14 protein-coding genes are annotated in these 21,672 nt (G+C 63.0%); 5 read left to right on the top strand and 9 right to left on the bottom strand.

From position 1 onward, the window contains the following. Positions 1-82 precede the first annotated feature (82 nt). Positions 83-3,946: an ATP-binding protein gene (locus K6N12_RS17555; RefSeq protein ID WP_097623917.1), complete on the top strand. Its 3,864-nt coding sequence runs from the start codon at positions 83-85 to the stop codon at positions 3,944-3,946. Between the two features lie 254 nt (positions 3,947-4,200). Here K6N12_RS17555 and K6N12_RS17550 read toward each other — a convergent pair whose 3' ends face one another. Next, positions 4,201-6,153, bottom strand: coding sequence for an acetoacetate--CoA ligase (locus K6N12_RS17550; RefSeq protein ID WP_097623916.1), 1,953 nt, complete (start codon positions 6,151-6,153; stop codon positions 4,201-4,203). 240 nt (positions 6,154-6,393) lie between these two features. Here K6N12_RS17550 and K6N12_RS17545 point away from each other — a divergent pair, with 240 nt between their 5' ends. Beyond that, the gene (locus K6N12_RS17545; RefSeq protein WP_097623915.1) at positions 6,394-8,286 is read left to right on the top strand and encodes an AsmA family protein; all 1,893 of its coding nucleotides are present in this window, start codon (positions 6,394-6,396) and stop codon (positions 8,284-8,286) included. Positions 8,287-8,288: 2 nt separating this feature from the next. On the opposite strand, the gene K6N12_RS17540 is transcribed toward K6N12_RS17545, so the two are convergent. From K6N12_RS17540 to K6N12_RS17520, 5 genes are all read right to left on the bottom strand, one after another. Then, on the bottom strand, positions 8,289-9,107 hold the full coding sequence (locus K6N12_RS17540; protein WP_003588469.1) for an ABC transporter permease: 819 nt from the start codon (positions 9,105-9,107) through the stop codon (positions 8,289-8,291). A 3-nt stretch (positions 9,108-9,110) separates the two neighbouring features. Further along, positions 9,111-10,022 (bottom strand): ABC transporter permease subunit, encoded by a 912-nt coding sequence (locus tag K6N12_RS17535; RefSeq protein WP_097623914.1) that lies wholly within the window; start codon positions 10,020-10,022, stop codon positions 9,111-9,113. Between the two features lie 4 nt (positions 10,023-10,026). Beyond that, positions 10,027-11,169, bottom strand: coding sequence for an ABC transporter ATP-binding protein (locus K6N12_RS17530; protein ID WP_097623913.1), 1,143 nt, complete (start codon positions 11,167-11,169; stop codon positions 10,027-10,029). An 88-nt stretch (positions 11,170-11,257) separates the two neighbouring features. After that, the gene (locus tag K6N12_RS17525) at positions 11,258-12,355 is read right to left on the bottom strand and encodes a polyamine ABC transporter substrate-binding protein (RefSeq protein ID WP_097623912.1); all 1,098 of its coding nucleotides are present in this window, start codon (positions 12,353-12,355) and stop codon (positions 11,258-11,260) included. Between the two features lie 126 nt (positions 12,356-12,481). Then, complete coding sequence (locus K6N12_RS17520) at positions 12,482-13,891, bottom strand: helix-turn-helix domain-containing protein (RefSeq protein WP_097623911.1); 1,410 nt, start codon at positions 13,889-13,891, stop codon at positions 12,482-12,484. Between the two features lie 192 nt (positions 13,892-14,083). Between K6N12_RS17520 and aceA the strand changes: the two genes are divergently transcribed. Both aceA and K6N12_RS17510 read left to right on the top strand, forming a co-directional pair. After that, positions 14,084-15,373, top strand: a complete 1,290-nt coding sequence (aceA, locus tag K6N12_RS17515) for an isocitrate lyase (RefSeq protein WP_097623910.1) — start codon at positions 14,084-14,086, stop codon at positions 15,371-15,373. 21 nt (positions 15,374-15,394) lie between these two features. Further along, on the top strand, positions 15,395-15,631 hold the full coding sequence (locus tag K6N12_RS17510) for an SMc00767 family acetate metabolism repressor (protein WP_003584324.1): 237 nt from the start codon (positions 15,395-15,397) through the stop codon (positions 15,629-15,631). A 49-nt stretch (positions 15,632-15,680) separates the two neighbouring features. On the opposite strand, the gene K6N12_RS17505 is transcribed toward K6N12_RS17510, so the two are convergent. Then, on the bottom strand, positions 15,681-16,550 hold the full coding sequence (locus K6N12_RS17505; RefSeq protein ID WP_097623909.1) for a LysR family transcriptional regulator: 870 nt from the start codon (positions 16,548-16,550) through the stop codon (positions 15,681-15,683). Between the two features lie 89 nt (positions 16,551-16,639). Here K6N12_RS17505 and K6N12_RS17500 point away from each other — a divergent pair, with 89 nt between their 5' ends. Continuing rightward, entirely contained in the window at positions 16,640-16,870 is a 231-nt protein-coding gene (locus K6N12_RS17500) for a hypothetical protein (protein ID WP_097624168.1), read from the top strand. On the opposite strand, the gene K6N12_RS17495 is transcribed toward K6N12_RS17500, so the two are convergent. Together K6N12_RS17495 and K6N12_RS17490 are read right to left on the bottom strand one after the other, a co-directional pair. Next, positions 16,843-18,690 carry a methyl-accepting chemotaxis protein gene (locus tag K6N12_RS17495; RefSeq protein ID WP_097624167.1) on the bottom strand — a complete coding sequence of 616 codons (1,848 nt, stop codon included), beginning with the start codon at positions 18,688-18,690 and terminating at the stop codon, positions 16,843-16,845. The genes K6N12_RS17500 and K6N12_RS17495 overlap by 28 nt on opposite strands. Before the next feature lie 152 nt (positions 18,691-18,842). Next, the gene (locus tag K6N12_RS17490; protein ID WP_097623908.1) at positions 18,843-21,374 is read right to left on the bottom strand and encodes a methyl-accepting chemotaxis protein; all 2,532 of its coding nucleotides are present in this window, start codon (positions 21,372-21,374) and stop codon (positions 18,843-18,845) included. Between the last annotated feature and the right edge of the window lie 298 nt (positions 21,375-21,672).

The raw sequence follows: 21,672 nt of genomic DNA, 5'->3' as shown, positions 1-21,672 counted from the left end.
CCTGCTCTTCTGGACCCGCATGCGCCCCGCAGTTATTAATAAGCCGTTAATTTAAGAAGGCCGACAGCGACAAGGTTCGATCATGCCCGCAGTCCAATATCCGTTCATCGATATCGCCGTGCATGCACGGGTGCGGGAACGTTTTTCACGCGGCGAGGCGATGGTGCTGTTTTCGGCCGACCTTGCCCGCCTGCTCTGGGCAAACGGTGCGGGCGCCGAACTTTTCGGCCATTCGGCCGTCTATGATCTGCTCGATCAGGGCGTCGACCGCACGGATATCACCTTCCGCCAGCTGGAAACGGCCGCGCGCCAGCTTGCCGATATCGGTGACCACAGAAGCCTGATGATCCGCGTCGCCAAGGGCTTTCAGCGTGTGCAGGTGCAGGCGGCAGCCGAACTGATCCGGCTTTCTTCAGGCGAAAAGGCCATGCTGTTTTCGGTCCCGGTCTCGACAAAGCCGCTGACGTCAGGCGCATCGGCGGCGCAGATGCTGCAGGGGCTCGATGACCCGGACACCCATATGGCCGTGATCGGCGCCGACGGCGACGTCATCGCCGCTTCACCCGGCTTTGCCTCGCTCGGGATTTCGGCGCAGACGGCAAAGACCTTGATCAATCTTGCCGGCGCGCATCCCGACCGGCTGGTGAAGCGACCCGTTGCCACTAGCAGAGGCAATCTTCCGGCTGCGGTCGGCAAGCTCAGCGACGAGCCGGCGCTCAACCTGCTCTTTGCCGTGGAGACGGCGATCGGCCATCTCGACGCGATCGACGCAGCCGCGTCAAATCCGATCGATACCCCCGCCCTCGACTTGATTGATGCGCCCGTGCAGGAAGAAAGCGTGCCGCCGGCCGAAGATTTCCGCGACGAGCCCGTTGCCCACACAGGCTTTACCGAGATCATTGAGGCGGTCTCGGGGATCGAGGAAGTCGAGGAAACGCTCGAGGACATCACCGGCGAAAACGACCAGCCGGTGGAAAGCGCAGCGGCAACCGCAGACGAGATGGCCGAGGACGCCGGTCTCGCCGAGGATGCGGAGCCGGAAAGCGACGGCGGCGCGATCGACGGCAGCGCGGATGAGTCCCACGAGCCTGCTGCGATCATCGAGGACGACCTTGCCTCCGTCACGCAGACGGTGGAAACGGCGACGACGGCGGAACCGCCTGTTGAAGCCGGCGAAACGCCGGTCGAAGAGGCGCCGGAAGCCGTTCACGAAGAGCCCGTCGTTGCACCGCCTATGGTCGCCGACGCCTCCCCTGCTCCTGAGCTTGCGGCTGCGCCAGGCTTCGTCTTCAGGCCGAACAGCCGCGCCACGCGCTTCGTCTGGAAGATCGACGCCGAGGGCCGGTTCAACGAGGTCAGCCATGAATTTGCCGAGGCCGTCGGTCCGCATGCCTCCGAGATTATCGGCTCTGCCTTCGGCGATGTCGCCGCCCTCTTCAATCTCGATCCCGACGGCAAGCTTGCCGAAGCGCTCGCCCGCCGCGACACTTGGTCGGGCAAAACCATCCTCTGGCCGGTCGAAGGCACAAGCCTCGTCGTTCCCGTCGATCTGGCGGCCCTGCCGACCTATACCCGCAACCGCGACTTCGATGGCTTCCGCGGTTTCGGCGTCGTCCGGCTTTCCGATGCGCAGGAAGATCCGCTGGCGCTCGGCCTGACGCTCGGCCCGGATGGCGTCGGCCATGATGCGGCAAGCCTCGGTCCGGTGACCGAGACCGTCGCCGAGGCGGTACACGAGATGCCGGCAGTGCAGGAAGAGGTCGCGAGCGAACCCGCCCTGACGCAAGAGGTCGAGGAGCAGGCGCCTGCGGCAAGCGAGCCGCAGCCGGAGACGGAGCTGGCGTCTGAGGAGATTGCAGCCGAGCAGGCGTCCGACGAACCGCCTTTCCAGCAAAACGCTTCGGAAAAAGCAGACGATAGCGCCGATGCCGGCGATATCTCCGCCGCCGAACCGGCAACGAAAACGTCGAACGAGCCGCCGGCGCTTCGCATTTCGGAAACGCCCAACCGCCGCTTCTCCGACAAGATCGTTCAGCTCCATAACAGCGGCGCCGCACTGACGGCCGCCGAACAGGCCAATTTCCGCGAGATCGCCAAGCGTCTCGAGGCCTTCGGCGCCAGCAAGGACGAAGCTGCTGCGCCGGCGCGGAGCGAACCCGCCGCCACGGAAACGGCCAGCTTCGAAGAGGCTTCCGGGGCCGAAGAGTTCAAGGCCGAAACACCCATTGACGACGACACGGAAGCGCCATCGCTCGAGGAGATCGTGCCACAGGAGGCGATTTTCGAGAATGCCGCCGACGCCCAGCGCGACGACGATGGTGCCGAGGAGCCCGATGTCATCGATGAGGACGAGGTGACGGAAGGGCTGGGGGAGACGGTCAGCCAGATCGAGGTTCTGACAAGCTTCATCCCGCCGCGCGTCAAGATGACGGACGGGCTTTCGCTGGGAACGGTCGACCAGCTGCCGGTCGCCGTGCTTATCCATGTCGGCGATGCGCTGATCCATGCCAATCCGGAATTCATGCGGCTGACCGGCTACGCGTCGCTCGATGCTTTGCGCGAGGTCGGCGGCATCGAAGCCCTGCTGCAACGCCGCGAACTCGAGGAAAAAGCCGCCGGCTCCGGCACCATGATGCTCGTCAAGGCAGACGATAGCCTAGTTCCGGTGACGGCGCGGCTGCAATCGGTGCGCTGGGAAGACGCCAACGCGCTGATGCTGGCGCTCATGCCGGTGGAAGGCAAGGAAGACGGCCGCGGCGACGCAAGCCGCTCCGAGGGCCGGACAGAAGCGCGGCCCGAGCGGATGGTCGAGAAGGTCGCCAAGCTTCAGGTCGAAGTGGAGGAATTGCGCTCCATCCTGGAAACGGCGACCGACGGCGTCGTCGTCATCGGCACCGAGGGCGACATCCGCTCGATGAACCGGTCGGCGAGCGCGCTTTTCAATTACGACGAGCAGGAGACGCGCGGCAAACCCTTCGTCATGCTGTTTGCCCATGAGAGCCAGAAGGCGGTGCTCGACTATCTGAACGGCCTCTCCGGCCATGGCGTCGCCAGCGTGTTGAACGACGGGCGCGAAGTGATCGGCCGCGAGGCCGCCGGCGGCTTCGTGCCGCTGTTCATGACGATGGGCCAGCTCACCTCCTCCAACGGCTATTGCGCCGTGATCCGCGATATCACCCAGTGGAAGCGCACCGAGGACGAACTGCGCAACGCCAAGGGCGCGGCCGAAACCGCCAATGCCCACAAGACCGATTTCCTCGCCCGCGTCAGCCACGAAATCCGGACGCCGCTCAACGCCATCATCGGCTTTTCCGACATGATGGCCGGCGAGCGCTTCGGGCCGATCGGCCATCCGCGTTATATCGAATATGCCAACGACATCGGCCGTTCCGGCCGGCATGTGCTGGATATCGTCAACGACCTGCTCGACATTTCGAAGATCGAGGCGGGCGAGATGGATCTCGATTTTGCCGCCGTCGGCCTCAACGAGGCGGTCTCCGAGGCGGTCGCCCTGGTCCAGCCGCAAGCGAACGGCCAGCGCGTCATCATCCGCACGGCGCTGTCGCATGCGGTGCCTGAGGTCGTGGCGGATCTGCGCTCGATCAAGCAGATCGCGCTCAACATCCTGTCGAACGCCATCCGCTTCACTCCGTCAGGCGGGCAGATCGTCGTTTCCACTTCCTATGAGGCGAATGGCAGTGTCGTGCTGAGGGTCCGCGATACCGGCATCGGCATGACGCGCAGCGAACTCGATCAGGCGATGAAACCGTTCCGGCAGGTTTCCTCGACCCAATCGCGCCATCGCGGCGACGGCACTGGGCTCGGCCTGCCGCTGACCAAGGCGATGGTCGATGCCAACCGCGCGGTGTTCTCGATCAATTCGGCGCCGAACGAGGGCACGCTCGTCGAGATCACCTTTCCATCGCAGCGGGTGCTGGCCGGCTGAGCCATAAAGAAAAGGCAGCCGAGGCTGCCTTGAATTTGGTGCTGTTCAACAAGAGCTCAGTCGATCACCATCATGTATCGAAAGCCCTGCTGCATGATTGCGCGTCTAAGACGCGCGGCGCTGTAGGGCTCCAGGCCGCCTCGTTCATACACGGCCCCCAAGTTGGCTTTTAGATTTGACAAACCTTTCTTAACGAAAGGTTTCCATGACAGTGCATCGATGAGTGATAAAAGATTGTAGCTTCCAATCCGCTATCAATCCTTGAGCTCCGCCAGCCCGGCAAAGAGCCGCAGCGCCTCGGGATTGGCGAGCGCTTCCTGGTTTTTCACCGGCCTGTTGTGAACGACCTCGCGCACCGCAAGCTCGACGATCTTGCCGGACTTAGTGCGGGGAATGTCCGCAACCGCGATGATCTTTGCCGGCACGTGCCGCGGCGAGGCGCCGGTGCGTATCCGCGTCTTGATCGCCTTGACGAGATCGTCCGTCAGCGTCACGCCTGATGCAAGGCGGACGAAGAGGATGACACGGACGTCGTCGTCCCACTCCTGGCCGATGCACAGTGCCTCGGCCACCTCCTCCATCTGCTCTACCTGATTATAAATCTCGGCCGTGCCGATGCGCACGCCGCCGGGATTGAGCGTTGCATCCGAACGGCCGTGGATGACAAGGCCGCCATGCTCGGTCCATTCGGCAAAATCGCCATGGCACCAGACATTGTCGAACCGGTCGAAATAGGCGGCACGATATTTGGCGCCGTCGGGATCGTTCCAGAACATCACCGGCATCGACGGGAAGGCCTTGGTGCAGACGAGTTCACCCTTCTCGCCGCGCACCGGCTTGCCGTCGTCGTTCCAGACATCGACCGCAAGGCCGAGGCCGGCCCCCTGGATCTCGCCGCGCCAGACCGGCTGCAGCGGATTGCCGAGCACGAAGCAGGAGACGATATCGGTGCCGCCGGAGATCGAGGCAAGCTGCACATCTTGCTTGATGCCCTCGTAGACGAAGGTGAAGCCCTCAGGCGACAGCGGCGAGCCGGTCGAGGTCATCAGCCGCAGGCTGGAAAGATCGTGGCTGTTGCGCGGCGTCAGCCCGCTTTTGCGCACCGCATCGATATATTTTGCCGAGGTGCCGAAGATCGCGAAGTTCTCGGCCGCGGCATAATCGAACAGCACGTTGCCGTCGGGCGCAAAGGGCGAACCGTCGAACAGGCAGAGCGTGGCGCCGCTGGCAAGGCCGCTGACCAGCCAGTTCCACATCATCCAGCCGCAGGTGGTGAAGTAGAACAGCTTCTCGCCGGCCTCCAGGCCGCAATGCAGCCGCTGCTCCTTGAGGTGCTGCAAGAGCGTGCCGCCGGCCGAATGGACGATACATTTCGGCACGCCCGTGGTGCCGGAGGAAAACAGGATGTAGAGCGGATGGGCAAAGGCGAGCGGCTTAAACTCGACCTCTTTTACCTGATAGGGCGCGACGAAGGCCTCCAGCGTCGAAGCATCAGGCGTTTGCCGCGCGACCGCCTCGGCATCGCCGGCATAGTGGACGACGATCGCCGGCACGCCTAAGCTTTTCGCCACCGCGGCGACCTTGGGGCCGACATCCTGCAGCTTGCCGGAATACCAATAGGCATCGCAGGAGATGAACAGTTTCGGGCCGATCTGGCCGAAACGGTCGAGCACGCCCTGTTCGCCGAAATCTGGGGAGCAGGACGACCAGATGGCGCCGATCGAGGCGGCCGCCAGCATGGCGGCGACGGTCTCCGGCATGTTCGGCATCATCGCGGCAATGCGGTCGCCCTCACCGATGCCCTGCGCCTTGAAAGCCTGCTGCAGCTTCGAGACCAGCGCCCGCAGCCGGTCCCACGACCAGCGGTCGTCGGCTTTGTCCTCGCCACGGAAGATGATGGCATCCCCCTCACCGCGCCCCGACAACAAGTTCTCGGCAAAGTTCAGCGTGGCATTCGGAAAGAAGCGAGCCTCCAGCATCCGGTCGCCATCGATGAGCACCTCTGCGCCGCGCTCTCCCTTCACGCCGCAGAAATCCCAGACGGCCGACCAAAAATTCTCGCGCTCGGCCACCGACCAGGCATGCAGATCTTCAAAGCCGGAAAGCGAAAGCCCGAAATCGGCATTGCAGCGCGCCATGAAGGCGTGGATCGGGCTTTTTGCGACGGCTTCCGCCGAGGGCACCCAAAGTGGTCTGTTATCCTGCATTCAATCCTCCTCCCAATCCCGCCTTTATATCATGCTGCATTGCATTATAAAGTGCGGAACCGACGCGATCCCAGCCTATGCATTCAGAAGGTCGATGCGTCGCTTCGAAGGTCTGCAGCATGCCTCGGCGCGTCTGAATAGGGGCGCGGTGCTGCAGGGGATTTGCATATGCCCGATATTTCCTATATCCGGCGAAATCAGCGCTTAACGGGATAACCGGCGGAATTGCCGGCGGAGATCATGAGCACGTCAAGACATCGCAGGTGGCGCAGGAAGATCGGACCCGTTTCGCGCTGGCTTCCGGCCTTCGCCCGTCTGTCGACGGTGTTTCTGCTGATCGCGCTGGGGCTGTTCGTAGCGCTAAGGGTCGCCGCACCCTATCTCATCACCACCGGCTTCGTGCGCTCGGGTATCGAGGATGCGCTGTCAAAATGGACAGGCTACCATGCCGAGATCAAGGGCAGTCCGGTTCTCGAATTCTGGCCGACGCCGCGCATCACGCTGAACCAGATCACCATCCGCCAGCCGCGCGAAAGCGGCGACAAGCTGCTCGGCAGCATTGACAGCCTGTCGGCCGATTTCAGCCTCATCGACGCGCTGAGAGGCCGCACCAGCTTCCACGAATTCCACCTGGTGCGCCCCAACCTGGCGCTGACGCGCGACGAGAATGGCCTGATCGACTGGAGTTATGCCGGCCTGCTTGCCCGCGCGATCAGCGGCGTGCGCACCGAAAACGGCGCCGAGGTGCTCGATCCCGATCTCGACGCCGAGATCGGCGCGGTGACGGTCGAGGACGGCACGCTTGCGGTGACCGACATCAAGACCGCCAAAACCTATCGTTTCGACAGCGTCACCGCAGATATCGCCTGGCCGAGACTGTCCGGCGCGATCTCGGCTGTTGTCATCGCCCGCATCAACGGCGAAGACCTGAAGGTCGATTTCGCCTCGCGCCAGCCGCTGCTCGTCTTTGCCGGCCGGAATGCCGAGACGCGGACGTCGCTGACATCGAACCTCTTGACGGCGCACTTCCAGGGAATTGCCAACATCGCCAGCCTTTTGGCGCTTTCCGGCAATATCACCGCCAGCATTCCCGATATGCCGGCGCTTCTTACATGGTCGGGCAAATCCATCCCCGGCATCGCCACGCTGAAGAGCGCCTCGCTGGAATCCGACATCATGTCGTCGGGCAACGGTCTGCGCTTCAACAATCTCAGCCTGTCGCTGAACGAAGCGAGCGCCACCGGGGTGATGGACCTTCTCACCCAACCCGGCAAACGGCCGAAGATCGGCGGCACGCTCGCCTTCGACCAGATGAACCTCAAGCCGTTCCTCGACGCTTTCGCGCTGAGACTCGCCGCCGGCGAGGCGGAGGAAATCTCCGCCGGGATAAACGGGCCGCTGCGGCTGCTCGATGTCGATGTCAGGCTTTCGGCGCGGCGCGCCCAGATGGGTCTCTTCGAGCTTTCCGATGTCGGCGCCAGCATGATCGTTGCCGGCGGGGAAGCGAAATTCGACATCGGCGACAGCCGGTTCGAAGGCGGCGAGATGACCGCGCATCTGGAAGCGACCCAGCGCGACTTCGACGGCGGCGGCAAGCTGCAGCTGTCGATCCGCGATGCCGATTTCGCAGCCCTTGCCGAGCGCCTGCAGCTGAAAGGACCGCTGCCGCTGGCGACCGGATCGCTCGACCTCGACCTGCAGTCGCCGAAGGCGATCTGGACGACCGGTCTTGCCGACGTCACCGGCAGGCTGCACTTTTGGACAAGGGAAGGCACGATCCCCGGCATCGATGCCGCGGCGCTGAGGACCCAGGCAGCCCAAAAGCCGTTCTTTCCGCTGAGTGCTGCGGCAGGCGGCGCCTTCGCTTTCAACCAGTTGAACCTGCAGGCCGATTTTGCCAACGGTTCCGCCGAGATGCACGATGCCCGGATCGCCGGCACGGCCGAGACGCTGACGCTATCCGGCGTTATTACCTATCAGTCGAACGGGCTGGCGCTGTCCGGATCGCTCGAAGCGACCGATCCGGCCAAGGCGGCGGATCTGCCGCTTCTGCCGTTCTTCATCGGCGGCTCTTGGCCGAACCCGGTGATCTCGCCGGTGCCGCTCTTCGGCACGACACCCCACGCGCAGTAGGATCAAGCGCCGGCGGCCGCCGCACGTTCGTCCCGCTGGCGCTGGATTTCGCGGCGCTTGGTGACGATCGAGGCGCAGATGACGCCGACCGCGACGATGCCGATCAGGATGGTGCAGACGGCGTTGATCTCGGGCGTCACGCCGAGGCGCACCTGGCTGTAGATCCGCATCGGCAGCGTGGTGGCGCCCGGTCCCGAGGTGAAGCTGGCGATCACCAGATCGTCGAGCGACAGGGTGAAGGCCAGGATCCAGCCTGAGACCACGGCCGGCGCGATGATCGGCAGAGTGATCTCGAAAAAGGTGCGCACCGGCGGCGCGCCCAGATCCTGCGCCGCTTCCTCGATCGAGCGATCGAAGCTTAAGAGGCGCGACTGCACGACGACGGCGACGAAGCACATGGTCAGCGTCGTATGCGCCAGCGTGATCGTCCAGAAACCGCGATCGAAGCCGATCGCGACGAAGAGCAGCAGCAGCGACAGGCCGGTGATGACGTCGGGCATGACGAGCGGCGCGTAGATCATGCCCGAAAACAGCATGCGGCCGCGAAAGCGGGTGTAGCGCACCAGCGTCAGCGCCGCCATCGTGCCGAGGATGGTGGCGAGCGTCGCCGACAGCAGGCCGACACGGATCGTCACCCAGGCGGCGTCGAGCAGGCCCTGGTTCGAGAGCAGCGAGACATACCATTTGGTTGAGAAGCCGCCCCAGACGGTGACGAGCTTCGATTCGTTGAAGGAGAAGATCACCAGAAGCACGATCGGCAGGTAGAGGAAGGCAAAGCCGAGCGTGACGGAGACAATGTTGAAACGGGTCCATTTCAGCATGGCTTATTTCCCCCGCTCTTCGGCCTTGGCCTGGGCGTTCTGAAAGAAGACGATCGGGATCACCAGGATCATCAGCAGGATCGTCGCCACCGCCGAGGAGACCGGCCAGTCGCGGTTGGCGTTGAACTCGTTCCAGAGCGTCTTGCCGATCATCAGCGTCTGCGAACCGCCGAGCAGGTCGGGAATGACGAACTCACCGACAGCGGGAATGAAGACCAGCATGCAGCCGGCCACCACACCGGGGATCGACAGTGGAAAGGTGACGCGCCAGAAAGCCCGGATCGGCGTGCAACCGAGATCCTGTGCGGCCTCGATCAGCGTACCATCCATCTTTTCCAGCGCCGAATAGAGCGGCAGCACCATGAACGGCAGATAGGAATAGACGATGCCGATATAGACGGCGGTCGTGGTGTTGAGGATGATCAGTGGGCTGTCGATGATGTGCAGCGACTGGAGAAGCTGGTTGAGAAGCCCTTCCGGCTTCAGGATCGCGATCCAGGAATAAACCCGGATCAGGAAGCTCGTCCAGAACGGCAGGATGACCAGCATCACCAGCGTCGGGCGGATCGTGCGCGGCGCCTGCGCCATGCCATAGGCGATCGGATAGGCGATCAGCAATGTGAGGAAAGTGGCGATCCCGGCAATCACCACGCTTGAGATATAGGCATTGAAATAGAGCGCGTCGTCGGTGAGGTAGGCGTAATTGTCGAAGGACAGTTCTCCGATCTTGCTCCAGAGCCCGGCCCAGCCGTCGGCAAGCGAGAAGACCGGCTCGTAAGGCGGCATGGCGATTGCCGTCGTCGACAGCGAAATGCGGAAGACGATGAAGAACGGCGCCAGGAAGAAGAGCAGCAGCCAGGCATAAGGGATGGCGATGACGAGCCGATTGTAGAGGCCGGAGGTGAGCTTGCCCATGATCTCAATCCTTCAAGAGAACGCCGGCGTTCTCGTCGAACGAGATCCAGACTTCCTGGTCGTAGGTGAAGGGGTCGTCGACGGAGCGCTGCGCATTGAGGGACGAGGCTTTGACGATCTTGCCGCTCTGCAATTTCACATGGAAGACGGTCATATCGCCGAGATAGGCGATATCCCAGAGTTCCCCGCTGGCGGCGTTGACCGAAGCATTGGCGGGCGCTTGACGCAAGACCCGCATCTTTTCCGGCCGGATGGCGAAGCCGACGGCGCTGCCTGACGGCGGTGTCTCGGACGCGGCGACGCGCACGCTGAAGCCGCTGTCGACCGATATCTCGACGGTGCCGTTGCCGGATGAGGCGACCTTGCCGTCGAAGATGTTGACGTCGCCGATGAAATCCGCAACGAAACGGGAATTCGGCGCCTCGTAGATCTCGGCCGGTGTGGCCACCTGCACGACCTTGCCGTGGCTCATGACGGCGATGCGGTCTGCCATGGTCATCGCCTCTTCCTGGTCGTGGGTGACGACGACGAAGGTGAGGCCGAGGCTCTGCTGCAGATCCATCAGTTCGAACTGGGTTTCCTCGCGCAGCTTCTTGTCAAGCGCGCCGAGCGGTTCGTCGAGCAGCAGCACCTTCGGGCGCTTGGCGAGCGAGCGGGCCAGCGCCACGCGCTGGCGCTGGCCGCCGGAAAGCTGGTTCGGCTTGCGTGAGGCGAACTGCTCGAGCTTGACGAGCTTCAGCATCTGCGCGACGCGGTCGGTCATCTCATCCTTCGCCATCCCGTCCTGTTTCAGGCCGAAGGCAATATTCTGCTCGACCGTCATGTGCGGGAAAAGCGCATAGGACTGGAACATCATGTTGACCGGTCGCTTATAGGGCGGCGTGCCGGCCATGTCGGTGCCATCCAGCACGATCTCGCCCGCGGTCGGCTGCTCGAAGCCGGCGAGCATGCGCAGCAGCGTGGACTTGCCGCAGCCCGAAGCGCCGAGCAGCGCGAAAAACTCGCGGTGATAGATATTCAGCGACAGATTGTCGACGGCGGTAAAATCGCCGAAGCGCTTGGTGACATTCTTGAAAGCGATGAAGGGTTTTGCAGAGGGATCGGTCCAGGGCGCGAAAGCGCGGCGGATATTGCCGAGAGACTTCATATTATTCCCCGAATACAGGTTTTTTCCGGCCTCCACCCGGGCCGGTAATTGAAAGGCCCGGACGTTTCCGTCCGGGCCTAAGGCTGCATTACTGGCCGGTGACGACCTTCGTCCAGAGGCGCGTCCCCAGGCGCTGCGTTTTCGGATCCCACGGCTTGACCGTGAAGAGGTTCTTCATCACCGCCTCTGTGGGATAGACGGCCGGATCTTCCAGAATGTCCTTGCTGACGAACTGCTGCGAGGCCTTGTTGCCGTTAGCATAGAAGGTGTGGTCGCTCGCCTTGGCGATGACCTCAGGCTTCATCATGTAGTTGAGGAATTCGTGGGCTTCGGCGACGTGGGGCGCATCGGCGGGGATGGCCATCATGTCGAACCACATCTGGGCGCCCTGCGGGGGAACCGAGTAATTGACCTCGACACCATTCTTGGCTTCGGCCGCGCGGTCGCGCGCCTGCAGCATGTCGCCGGAATAGCCGAAGGCGATGCAGATGTCGCCGTTGGCAAGCGCATTGATGTATTCGGAGGAATGGAACTTGCGGACATAGGGGCGCATAGCCGTCAGCAGTTCTTCGGCCTTCTTGAAATCCTCAGCCTTCGTGGAGTTCGGGTCGAAGCCGAGATAACGAAACGCCGTGGTGATGACGTCCTTCGGCGTGTCGAGCACGTAGATGCCGCAATCCTTGAATTTTGCGGCGACCTTCGGATCGAAGATCACTTCGAGGCCGGGCTTGGCATCGGGACCGAGGATTTCGGCGACCTTCTTGACGTTATAGCCGATGCCGTCGGTGCCCCACATGTAATCGACCGCGTGTTCGTTGCCCGGGTCGTATTCGGCGGTCCGCTGCTGGATCAGATCCCACATGTTGGACAGGTTCGGCAGTTTCGACTTGTCGAGCTTCTGGAAGACGCCGGCCTGGATCTGGCGCTGCAGGAAGTCGGCTGTGGGAACGACGACGTCATAACCGGTGCCGCCGGCCAGCAGCTTGGTTTCCACGGTCTCGTTGGAATCGAAGGTGTCGTAGACGACCTTGATGCCGGTTTCCTTGGTGAAGTCGGCAAGGATGCTGTCGTCGATATAATCCGACCAGTTGTAGACGTTGACCACGCGCTCCTGCGCAAAGGCCGGCGCGGCGGCGAGCAGCGCGGCAACGGCGGCGGCCGTCACACTTGCAATGATTGACCTCATGACTTCTCCTGTTTGTTCAAAGAGCCCGCATCCCCGGACATCTTTTCCCTCTGGTTTTGCCAGCAGACTAAGAAGGAATTTCACAGCCCACAAGCGCAAAATCCTGCGCCTTCAATGATTTCACAATCACTGGAAATCGAAGGCGCTGAGCCCGGCCACCATCTCGTCGAGCCCGAGCGGCCGCGTCACCGGCGGCTCGGCCCGGGAAAGGCAGCCGCGCCGCTCGCAGAGGCGACAGGCAGGGCCGATCGCCACCGGCTCGAGCGCTGTCGCCTGGCCATAGATCAGCGCCTCGCCAAGCGCGGCGTCGCAGCCGATCAGCATCGCCGTGCGCCGCAGCCTTTCACCGAATTCGACGCTAGGCCCCTCCAATGTGCGGGCGACCGTCAGGAACGAGGCGCCATCCGGCATGACCACCGTCTCTGCCAGGACCTGGCCCGGCTGCAGGAAGGCGGCGTGGAGATTGAGCTTCGGACAGCCGCCGCCGAAGCGCGCCTGTGGAAAACCCTGGGCGCCTGCCCGGCGCAGCCGATGGCCCGCCGCATCGATCTCGATCAGGAAGAAGGGAATGGCGGCGGCACCTGGGCGCTGCAGCATCGTCAGGCGTGCGGCGGCATGGCCGAAGGAGACGCCGAAGCGGGCGCGCAGAATGTCGATATCGTAGCGCGTCGACTTCGCCGCGGACAGAAAGGCTTCGTAGGGCATGGCCAGCGCCAGGGCGGCGATGCGGGCAAGCTCGAAGCGGGCGATGCGGCGCGCCTCGGCGGAGGAGAGCGAGAGATCGTCGAGTTCGGCGTCGATGGCAGGCAGCAAGGCAAGCGTCGCTGCCTCAACTGATATCTCGTGGGCGCGGTCGGCCGGCGACAGGCGCTCCGAGATGAAAAGCCGCATCGAATGGCGATCGAAACGGCGGCGCAGATCCGGCATGACGTGCACAGGCAGGACCCGTACCGCGATGCCGCGCTCGGCGCGCAGCCAATCCTTCAGGCCGACAGCAAGATCGAGGCCGCCGGGAAGCGTTGCGGCAAAGGCTTCCGCCGCCGTCTCGATCCGCCCGAAATAGGCGGAGCGGCGTTCTAGCGTCTCGCGCACCTCGTCGAGCGGCAACCGGCCGGCGGCGACGGGCGCATGGCCTTCGGCGGCCATCAGCGCCGTCAGATCGGACAGTCTTGCCGCCTGCTCGCGATAGGCGCGGTAGAGCTTGATCATGCCGCTTGCCGCATTGGGCGCGGCTTCGGCCACCTCGACCAATTCCTGGTCGCCGGGCAATTCGCCCGCAAGCAGCGGATCGGCGAAGACCTCCTTGAGCTGGCCGAGACTGCCGCCGGTCTGCCCGCGCAACTCCTCCAGATCAACCCGGTAGACGGCGGCGAGCTTCAAGAGGAGCTGCACCGTCAGCGGCCGCTGGTTGCGCTCGATGAGGTTCAGGTAGGAGGGCGAGATCTCCAGCGCCTCGGCCATGGCGGTCTGGGTCAGCGCCAGCGCATTGCGAATGCGCCGCAATTTCGGGCCTGCGAATATCTTGCGTTCCGCCATTGTCACACCCTTTGACAGGCCCGCGGCGTCAACATTTACAAAATTTTACAAATTCACAGCGCCGCTCTGTCAATCCTCGTCATCTTAACCTCTTTCCCATTTGGAAATCAAAGGTTTTCCTGGTCATGCCGGGAGATATTGTCAATCTTGTCATCAACACCCGCAATATCGTTTTTTCGTGAGGAGATCAGCATGACCGATTTTTACAAACTTGTTCCCAATGCGCCGGCAGGCCGCTTCGACGGCCTCGACAGGCCCTATTCGGCCGATGACGTGCGGCGGCTCAGGGGCTCGGTGGCGCTGACCCATACGCTGGCCGAAATGGGGGCGGACCGGTTGTGGCGGCTGCTGCGCCAGGAGGATTTCGTCAATGCGCTCGGTGCGCTTTCCGGCAACCAGGCGATGCAGATGGTGCGCGCCGGGCTGAAGGCGATCTATCTCTCCGGCTGGCAGGTGGCGGCCGACGCCAATACGGCATCGGCAATGTATCCCGATCAGTCGCTCTACCCCGCCAATGCCGGGCCGGAGCTTGCCAAGCGCATCAACCGCACGCTGCAGCGCGCCGATCAGATCGAGACCTCGGAGGGCCAGGGGCTTTCCGTCGACACCTGGTTCGCGCCGATCGTCGCCGATGCCGAAGCCGGCTTCGGCGGGCCGCTCAACGCCTTCGAGATCATGAAGGCCTATATCGAGGCGGGGGCGGCCGGCGTCCACTTCGAGGACCAGCTTGCCTCGGAGAAGAAATGCGGCCATCTCGGCGGCAAGGTATTGATCCCGACCGCCGCCCATATCCGCAATCTCAACGCCGCCCGGCTTGCCGCCGACGTCATGGGGGTCGCGACGCTGGTGATTGCCCGCACCGATGCGGAAGCAGCAAAGCTGCTGACCTCCGATATCGACGAACGCGACCAGCCCTTCGTCGATTATGATGCCGGGCGCACCGTCGAAGGCTTCTATCAGGTCAGAAACGGCATCGAACCCTGCATCGCCCGGGCCGTCGCCTATGCGCCGTATTGCGACCTCATCTGGTGCGAGACCTCGAAGCCGGACCTCGATCAGGCGCGGCGTTTTGCCGAGGGCGTGCACAAGGTCCATCCCGGCAAGCTGCTCGCCTATAATTGCTCGCCGTCCTTCAATTGGAAGAAGAACCTCGACGAGGCGACGATTGCAAAGTTCCAGCGCGAACTCGGCGCGATGGGCTACAAGTTCCAGTTCATCACGCTCGCCGGCTTCCACCAGCTGAATTACGGCATGTACGAACTGGCGCGCGGCTACCGGCAGCGGCAGATGTCGGCCTATTCAGAGCTGCAGCAGGCGGAATTCGACGCCGAGGTCAACGGCTATACCGCCACCAAGCATCAGCGCGAGGTCGGCACCGGCTATTTCGACGCCGTGTCGCTCGCCATCACCGGCGGCCGGTCATCGACCACGGCAATGCACGATTCAACCGAACATGCGCAGTTCAAACCGGCTGCGGAATAACCCGAAGAAGAGGAGAAAGTCATGGCATCCATTTCACGCGTCAGGGAACGGGCCGAGGAACAATCGACCAGCATGAGCGAGGATCAGCAGACGACGATCCGCATGCTCGCCAATGACCTGCATCGGCTGAACCAATCGGTCATGAAGGCCGTCGAGGCCGGCGTCTCGGTCGAGCTGGTGCGCTCGGCCCGCCATCACGGCGGCGACGGCAACTGGGGCGACCTGCTGATCCCCGTCGTCGTCACCAACCGGCATTGAAGAGAACGCCCGCGCATCTTAAGAAATGCGCGGGCGCTTCATCGTAATTTCAGCCGCGGCTCGGCCGTTTTCCGGCAAAGAGATCGGCATAACTTCTGATCAGCTTGGTCATGCGGTCGGCGACGGTGCGGATCTCCGGGCGATGGCGGTCCTCGGCGTTCATCACGATCCATTGCGCATGGCGCAATTCCGGCAGTTCGCCGCCAAGGCGCTGCAAATCGGGATGGAGATCGCCGACAAAACAGGGAAGCACCGCCTTGCCCGCGCCGGCGCGCACCAGATCGGGCAGCGACCGCGGCCGGTTGACGCTGGCGACGATCGCGGCTGCGGCATTGGCGTGCGGCCAGCGCAGATAGGCGGAGATCGCCTCCTCCTCGGCAACGGCAATCCAGCGCTCATCGGTCTCGGCGGCGTTGCGTCTGATATAGACGGCATAGGCGACCTCGCCGAGCCGGCGGGCGGCAAGATTGGCCTCTTCCGGCTCGAAGGCGCGGATGCCGATATCGCTCTCGCGATAGGCAAGGCTTGCGCGCGCCTCGCCGATCGTCAGCGAAATGGCAAAACCATCGCCCGGCATGCGGATGGCGGCGAAATTCTCCGTCAGCAGCCAGGCGACCCAGGTGCCGGCGGCGATCCTGACGGTCGTGCCGCCCTCGCCCGATTGCCGCCATGCCTCCACCTTGCGGGCGGCGGCCTCCATCTCCTGAAGGTGATCGAGCAGTGCCTGGCCGTCCTGGGTCAGGCGATAGCCGGTCTGGCTGCGTGAAAACAGGGCGCGACCGACCTCCTGTTCGAGATCGAGCATGCGCCGGCCAACCGTCGCGGGGCTGAGCCCGCTTGCGGTGCTTGCCCCCGTCAGGCCACCGAGACGGGCGACCTGCAGGAACAACTGGTAGGAATCCCAATTCGCGTTTTTCATCAATGAAAAACATAGCGGGGTTTTCCCTGTTTATGAAGAGATATTCGATGCCTAAATCAGGAGATGTCTTCTACAGAAAGGACATCGCCATGATCGATCTGATCACCATCGCAGCGACCCAGGGATATCGACACACTTGCAGGCCGGGCAGAGGCAAGACCGACGAGGATCGGTTCTATGCCGAGTTCGGCGACAGCGGTCTCGTCAATTTCGCCGCCTGGCTGACCTCGCTCGATCTCAGTCTCAGACGACGCCGCAAAGCTGCGGCGCAATCCAGCGGCGGCTGCGCGCCTCAAGCGACCTTCCTGGCCCCGAGATGAGCGGCGGCGGGCTCGGCAATGATCCGGAACCGCTCGATCAGCGCCATCAGCGTATCGGCCTCGCCGGCAAGCAGGCGGCTTGCCTGCGTGGTCTCGGCCACCATCGAGGCGTTTTTCTGGGTCATCTGGTCCATGGCGTTTACCGAACCGTTGACCTCCTGAAGTGCTGCCGACTGATCGCGGCTTGCGGTGGCGATGGTCTCGACATGGCCGCTAATCGCGATGATCTCATGGCTGATCGCTGCGAGGACGCTGCCGGTCTTCTGAACCAATTCGGAGCCCACCGTCACCTCGCGGCTGGATGTCTCGATCAGCGATTTGATCTCGCGCGCTGCATCGGCCGAACGCTGGGCGAGTTCGCGGACTTCCTGGGCGACGACGGCAAAACCCTTGCCCGCCTCGCCGGCGCGCGCCGCCTCGATGCCGGCGTTGAGTGCCAGCAGATTGGTCTGGAAGGCGATGTCGTCGATCACCTCGATGATCTGCTCGATGCGCTGCGAGGCCTCTTCGATGCGCTCCATCGCGGCGATGGCATCGCCGACGACGGCGCCGGAATTGTCGGCGGTCTTCTTGGTCGCGGCGACGACGCTGTTGGCTTCGCGGGCGCGCTCGGCGGAAGAGCGAACCGTGACGGTGATCTCCTCCACCGCTGCGGCGGTCTCTTCGAGGCTTGCCGCCTGCGCCTCGGTGCGTTTCGAAAGCTCACTTGCTGAAACCGAGACGGCGCCGCTGTTGCGCTGGATGGTCGAGGCGCTGTCACGGATACCGGAGAGCGTATCCTGGAGCCGCAGCAGCGAAGCGTTGAAATCGACGCGCAGCTGCTCCAGCCGGCCGACGAAGGGCGTGCCGATCGTTTCCGAGACATCGCCCTGCGACAGGCGTCCGAGGCCGGCGGCAAGCTGATTGACCGCAAAGTCGATCTGGCTGTCGAGCGAGCGCTTGTCGGCATCGTTCCTGGCGCGTTCGGCATCGTTCAAGGCGCGCTGTTCGGCGGCCTGGGTTTCCAGATCGCGCCTGGCACGGGCGCTGTCGCGGAACAGCGCCAAGGCCCGGCCGATATCGCCGAACTCATTCTTCTTCGCGACGCAGGGGATCGCGCCGTCGAGATCGCCCGAGGAAATCGCGTGAACGCTCGCGGTCAGCGCCTGCAACGGCTTCACCGACAGGCGGATTGCATAGAAGGCGAGAACGCCGACGATGAGCATGACGATGGCGCCGACGCCGAGGACCAGCATCTGCAGCTCATACATGCGCTGGTAATAGACCTCCATCGGAATGCCGATGAAGAGAATGCCGACATTGGCATTCGATGCATTCTTGACCGGGAAATAACCGGTCATGAACTTGCGGCCGAAAAGCTCGGCCTGGCCATAATAGGCTTCGCCCCTGGCGAGAACCGGCTGGGCGGGGTGCTCGGCGACCAGCTTGGTGCCGACGGCGCGGTCGCCGTTTTCCTTCTTCACGTTGGTGGAGATGCGGACGTAGTCGCCGCCCTGCTTCTGGAAGATGGTCGCGACACCGGCGATCGACTGCGCCGTGCGGTCGACCAGCGAATGATCGGCAAGGGCGGGGATGGCGTCTTCCGTTACGGTCGCGAGTTGGTTGTCCTTAAGCTCGACCCTGGCGCCTTGATCGGCTGCACCGTAAAGGACAGCCATGGCGCGGGTGGCATCCCTGGCATCGGAGACTGCCCCGTCCATGACATAGCGGCTCAGATTGTAGTAGGTCGCGCCGACGATGGCGGCCGTGCTGACGGCCAGCAGACAAAGCGTGATCGCAACGATCTGGCGGACGATTGACGTAGAAAAAAGGCGCAGCATCAAAAACCCCCGGCAGAAAAACAAGGTTAAATTAGACGAAAAGCGTTAAGGAAAATTTTCCGTATATCAGGGCCGCAGGCAGCGCGATTTGAACGCAAAACGGTCCCGGAATAAAACCGGGGCCGTTCGATTGAAGGCAAATCGGGCGGCGATCAGGCGGCGCGGTAGACCGGGCTGGCTGCCGCCTCGCCGTCGATCTTGAACTGCTGGATCAGTCTGCGCAGGGAATCGGCCTCGTCGGCCAGTTCGCGGCTGGCGGCAGTCGTTTCCTCGACCATGGCGGCGTTCTGCTGCGTCATCTGGTCCATCTGATTGACCGTCGCGTTGACGCTCTGCAGCGCGTTGGACTGGTCGTGGCTGGCACGGGCGATCATCTCGACATGCTGGCTGATCGTGACGATCTGGGCGCTGATCTTGGCAAGCACCGTGCCGGTCTCCTGCACAAATTGCGAGCCGGAGCTGACCTCGTGGGTCGACTTGTTGATCAGGCCCTTGATTTCCTGCGCCGCGGCTGCGGAGCGCTGGGCGAGTTCGCGGACTTCCATCGCCACCACCGCAAAGCCCTTGCCGGCTTCACCGGCGCGCGCCGCCTCGATGCCGGCGTTCAGCGCCAGCAGGTTGGTCTGGAAGGCGATCTCGTCGATGACGCCGATGATCTGCTCAATCTGGCGCGAGGCATCCTCGATGCGACCCATCGCATCGATCGCATTGCTGACAACGACGGCGGAATCGTCAGCGCTACGCTTGGCCTGGCGGACGATCTGGTCGGCATCCTTGGCGCGTTCTGCCGAAGAGCGGACGGTAACGGTGATCTCATCGACGGCGGCCGCAGTCTCTTCGAGCGAGGCAGCCTGCTGTTCGGTGCGCTTGGACAGATCCTCGGCCGACTGGGCCATCTGGTTGCCGTTGCCCTGGATCAGTTCGACATTGTCGCGGATCTGGCTCATTGTCGCCTGCAGGCGCACCATCGACCCGTTGAAATCCTGGCGCAGCTGTTCGAGGCGGCCAATGAAGGGCGTTTCGATCGTCGTCGAGATATCGCCCTGCGACATGCGTTCGAGGCCGGCGGCGAGCGCATTGACGGCGAATTCGATCTGGCGATCCATCTCGCGCTTTTCGGCGTCGTTGCGCTGGCGCTCGTGTTCGGCGGCGGCGCGCTCCTCGTCGCTCTGCTCCTCGATGCGGATCTTCGAGATGGCATTTTCCTTGAAGATGCCGAGCGCGCGGGCCATGTCGCCGATTTCATCGTGGCGCTGCTCGCCGGAGATATTGGTCTCCAGCGCGCCTTCGGCGATACGGCGCATAGCCGCGGTGATCTGGCTGATCGGGCGCTGCAGCGTCAGCACCAGGGCAATGCCGCCGAGGATCGACAGGAGAATGCCGAGACCGGTGGTCATGACGGAGATGCTGTTTGCCTGGGTGCGCTCGGTGCCAGCCGTCTGCTTCTGCAGCTCGGCGAAATCGGTCAGCTTCGTCCAGATCTGGTCAAGCTCCTGGCGGGCTGCGGCATAGGCCGTGACGCGCTCGGCGATCGTGTCGACGATCTTCGAGCCGCCGCCGGAGATGGCGTCGAGCGCGGGCTGGATCGCGCCCGATATGCCTTCGGCAAAGCCCATGCCCTTGGCGCTGGTGATCAGCACCTGCATGTCCTTGCCAAGCGTGCCGGCCTGCTGCTGCAGGCGCACGAGGTTGTCCTTGCTGGAATTGGCGAGGAAATCGGAAAGCACGATCTGCAGTGCATAGACGGAATTTTCCAGACGCCTGGTATCCTGAAGGACGGAGTTGGTCTGGCCGATGCGGCCCTCGAGGTCGGCGAAACGCTGTGTCGCCTCGCGCATCTTCTGGGTTGCGGTCAGCTGCGTATAGGTCGAGGTCTGGCGGAAGCGCGACACGAGCCGGCCGAGTTCGGCAATGTTCTCATCGGTCGGAGCGGGCATCGCCGCGATCGCCTTGATGCTGTCGATGGTCGCGGCCAGTGCGTCGATGACGTTCTTCTGGTTGGTCGGAACCGAAATGGCGATCAGGCGCTGGGATTTGATGATCGCAGGCATCTGTTCGTTGATGTAGGCGATCTTTTCCTGCGGCGTCTGCGGCTTGCTGTAGCCGCTGGCAACGGTGCCGAGGAAGTCGCCGCCCTTCAACAGGCGGTCGGCCGTGCGAAGCGTGATGGTGGCGGCGCCCTCGTCCTGCTGAAGCGCGGTCTGCAATTCCTCGGCCTGATAGGAGACCGTGAAGCGAGTGCTGATCAGGCTCTTTTGCGCTGCGTCGATCTGCTCATGCAGTGCCTGCTCCTGCTCATGCAGGCCCCAGAGCTTGTCGACGACGCCGGATATATCCTTGGTGCGGCGCGATGCTTCGGCCAGGCTATCGCGGCCGGCAGCCTCTTCACCGACCTGGTTCAACGTCGCATCGAGTACGCCCTGCTGGGTCTTCAGATCCGCAAGCAGCTTGTCGCGCGCCTGCTGGCTGGTGATGCGCAGGAAATCGTCCATCGAACCGTAGAGATCCTTGAACCCGCTCAACGACTGCAAGACGCTGTTGGATATTTCCATACGCCCCTGCAGCAGTCCCGAAGCGTAAAGGCCCGTCAGGCCGACCGCCGAAATGGTGACGACGAAAGGCAGAACGAAGATCAGGACCTTCGTCTTGATCCTGAAGCGGGAAAGAATCTTGTCAATCAACATGGCGTTCCGGGCCTTTCATACACCACTCCTCCCGCAGGCGGCCATCTGGCGCCAGCCGGGTACACATCGAGCTGTTCGTAATTTACATTGGGGAACCCGGAAGCCAGGCGGCAGTCATTGCCAGTTCATGTCCAAACAACTTTGGAGATGCCCAAATAATCGCGGGCAATTGTGTCAGATTAGATATTAATTTTCGGATAAGCGGTTGCGGCGAATGAAGCCAAGGCAGTGAAATAGTTGCAATTTTGTAGGCCGTGGTGCAGCGGGGCGGCGCAATTGCACCGCGACCTTCGTTGCG

It is taken from the genome of Rhizobium redzepovicii (assembly GCF_019793435.1).
Lineage (GTDB): Bacteria > Pseudomonadota > Alphaproteobacteria > Rhizobiales > Rhizobiaceae > Rhizobium > Rhizobium redzepovicii.
This window is presented reverse-complemented; position numbering and strand designations above follow the sequence as displayed.